This is a genomic window from Rhizobacter sp. P3_B12 (genome assembly GCF_056402895.1).
The window spans coordinates 1-2,510 of sequence record NZ_JBFUGN010000900.1 but is presented as its reverse complement, the minus strand read 5'-3'; the positions used below and the strand labels follow the sequence as shown (position 1 = coordinate 2,510).

The 2,510-nt window shown below is 69.4% G+C and carries 4 protein-coding genes and 1 pseudogene; all 5 read right to left on the bottom strand.

Translation table 11 applies throughout. The annotated features are described in order from the left end of the window. The coding region (locus tag AC1D01_RS29770; RefSeq protein ID WP_477872852.1) for an aquaporin at positions 1 to 535 on the bottom strand (535 nt) is incomplete at its 3' end. A 16-nt stretch (positions 536 to 551) separates the two neighbouring features. Next, a complete protein-coding gene (locus AC1D01_RS29765; protein ID WP_477872850.1) occupies positions 552 to 1,043 on the bottom strand; it encodes an ArsI/CadI family heavy metal resistance metalloenzyme in 492 nt (163 codons plus the stop codon). A gap of 20 nt (positions 1,044 to 1,063) precedes the next feature. Beyond that, entirely contained in the window at positions 1,064 to 1,390 is a 327-nt protein-coding gene (locus AC1D01_RS29760) for an ArsR/SmtB family transcription factor (protein ID WP_477872848.1), read from the bottom strand. Positions 1,391 to 1,458: 68 nt separating this feature from the next. Then, positions 1,459 to 2,145 carry a biliverdin-producing heme oxygenase gene (locus AC1D01_RS29755; protein ID WP_477872846.1) on the bottom strand — a complete coding sequence of 229 codons (687 nt, stop codon included), beginning with the start codon at positions 2,143 to 2,145 and terminating at the stop codon, positions 1,459 to 1,461. A 15-nt stretch (positions 2,146 to 2,160) separates the two neighbouring features. Next, a pseudogene (locus AC1D01_RS29750) lies at positions 2,161 to 2,510 on the bottom strand (hypothetical protein); the annotation flags it as partial.

Sequence of the window (2,510 nt, the reverse complement as noted above, 5' to 3'; positions counted from 1 at the left end):
GCATGCGCCCCACGACAGCTGCCGGGTTGGCGAACGATGTCGACGCGGTGAACCAGTACGCCGCGCCGAGGTAGGCGGCGACGGCGGCGGCCACGCGAGACGGCGGCGTTCGCAGAATGACCATCAGAAGCCCGGCCGTCGCGACGCCTTCCGCGAGCCATTGACCAGGCCCGCTCCGCACCTTGGCCGACACCTGCAGCAGCGGCAGGTCGAACATCGCGTGAGCGAGCCAGGCCCCGGCAATCGCACCCAGCAGCTGCGCGCAGCTGTAGGCGATGAGGTCGCGCCGGGGCAACCGCCCGAGGGCGGCCATCGCCAGCGACACCGAGGGATTGAAGTGCGCGCCGCTTGCCGGAGCGAACACCACGATCAGCACGTACAGGCCGCCGACGGTCGCCAGCGCGTTGGCGAGCAAGGCCAGCGCGGCATTGCCACCGGCCAGTCGCTCCGCCATGACGCCGGAGCCGATCACGACGGTCAGCAGCAGGCCGGTCCCGATGAACTCGACCAGCGCGCGCCGGGGCAGGCTTCTCATCTCGCGGGCAGCCAAATCAGCAGCACGCCGAAGGCGCAGCGGTGACGGGAATGCCCACCGGCTTTCCACGCGGAGCGGCGCTCGCGCAGCATGCGGCTGCCTCGGACGCTTTGGACGCCTCGACCCGCGGTTTCTCGCTGAACACCGGAATGCTGCCCAGCGTCCGGAACTGCTCCCACGCGATGCCTTGCGGGTCGGTCACCCAGTACTTGTCGCTGCGCGCATAGCAGCAGCTCGTCTCGCCGACATCGAGCAGCGTCATGCCGGCCGCCTCTGCACTCGACTTCAGCGCCGCGAGTTCTTCCTCGGTGTCCGCCTGGATGCCGAGGTGGTCGACACCGGGTGCACTGCCCCGCGTCGAGATCGCGAAGTTGATGCGAGGATCCTCGATCATCCACTTGGCGTAGTCGCTCTCGACACGGGTCGGCTCCGCGGAGAACATCTTCGAATAGAAGGCGATGCTCGCCTGCAGGTCTTGCACATGGGCATGGACGTGAAATCGCTTCATTGCGGGCTCCTGGGGGTGGATCAACATCCGCACCGGGCGGACTCGGGTGGCACCGCGCAGGACTCGCCTGCGCAGCAGTTCTCCGTGAGGAAACCGATGACGCCGTTCATCTGGTCGTACGCGGCCCGATAGACGAGGTGCCGGCTGACGCGCTCCTGCGTCACCAGTCCCGCGCTCATCAGTTCCTTGAGGTGGAAGGACAGCGTCGTCGGGACGGTCCCGAGACCTTCGCTCATCACGCCGGGCGTCAGGCCGCTCGGGCCGGCGACCACGAGTGCCCGGAAGACCTCGAGCCGCAGTGGGTGGGCGAGCGCAGCGAGGGCTCGGATGACGGCATCTTGTTCCATGAACCTACTATACGAGAAATATGAAACTATTGCTCGATTGAAGAAAACCGAGGCCCGACGACCCGCGATCAGCTCATCGTCGCCGGCTCGGTGTCGGTGCGTGGCCGCAGCGCCAGCGACAGCAGCTCGTCGAACCGGTGGTACGCGATGCTCGCGCCGGCGACGAAGGCACTGCCCTGCTCCTCGGAGACGCGCGCCGAGTCGAGCACCTGCGCGAGGCTGCGCCACGCGCGCGTGCGGCAGCCCAGCGGTGCGAGCAGGTGCCGCCCGCCGTGCACCTCGCTCAGGCCGAGGTGCTCGCCGAGGTTCTGCGCCTGCGCCATCAKGTCCAGGCTCAGCATCAGGCCTTCGCTCGCATGCACCCAGCCGAGCGCCTCCATCAGCCCGAGGCCGTGCGTCGCCGATGCCGGCGCCGAGCGCGGGTGGGGCGGCCAGGCCTCCAGGTCGTGCAGGTCGGCTTCCATGCGGCTCGCGCGCTCCGCATCGGCCAGGCCGGGGTCGGGGATGACCTGCCAGACCTCTTCATCGGCATAGAGCCGCCGCACGTCGCCCAGCATGTGGTACTGCACCGTCAGGAAGCCGGCGTAGTGCTCGGTGGTCTTGAACGGCTCGATCAGGTTCAGGCCGTCGCGCAGGTAGTCGTGCAGGAAGCCGGCGTCCTCGCTGAGCCGCTGCGTCAGGGTCCTGCGCGACGGCTGCGGCGCGATCGGTGCCGGCACGGTCGGGAACTGCAGGGCGATGTAGGGGTTGTGCATGGACGCGCGCGGGGCTCAGTGGTTGACGTGCTGCATCGGCTGCGTGGCTGCGAAGCCGTGCTCGGAAGGCGCCTGCTTCTGTTTGGGAGCCGACGAGCGGCCCTGCGCTTGCGCCTGGGCCTGCGCCTGCGCCTGCGCCTGCGCCAGGTTGTGGGCCGCTTCGCGCAGGTGCTGCTTCGCGCGCGCCTCCTTCAGCTCGCGGGCCTGCTTCGCGAAGCCGGCCTGGAAGCGGCCCAGCTCCTTCTTGTGCCGGCGCTCCACCTGCCCCAGCACGATCGACACGCGCTGCGACACGCGCTTCATCTCGCGCGCCCGGCCCAGGTGCCAGCCGGCGGCCACGCCGGCCGCAAGGAACACCGCCACAC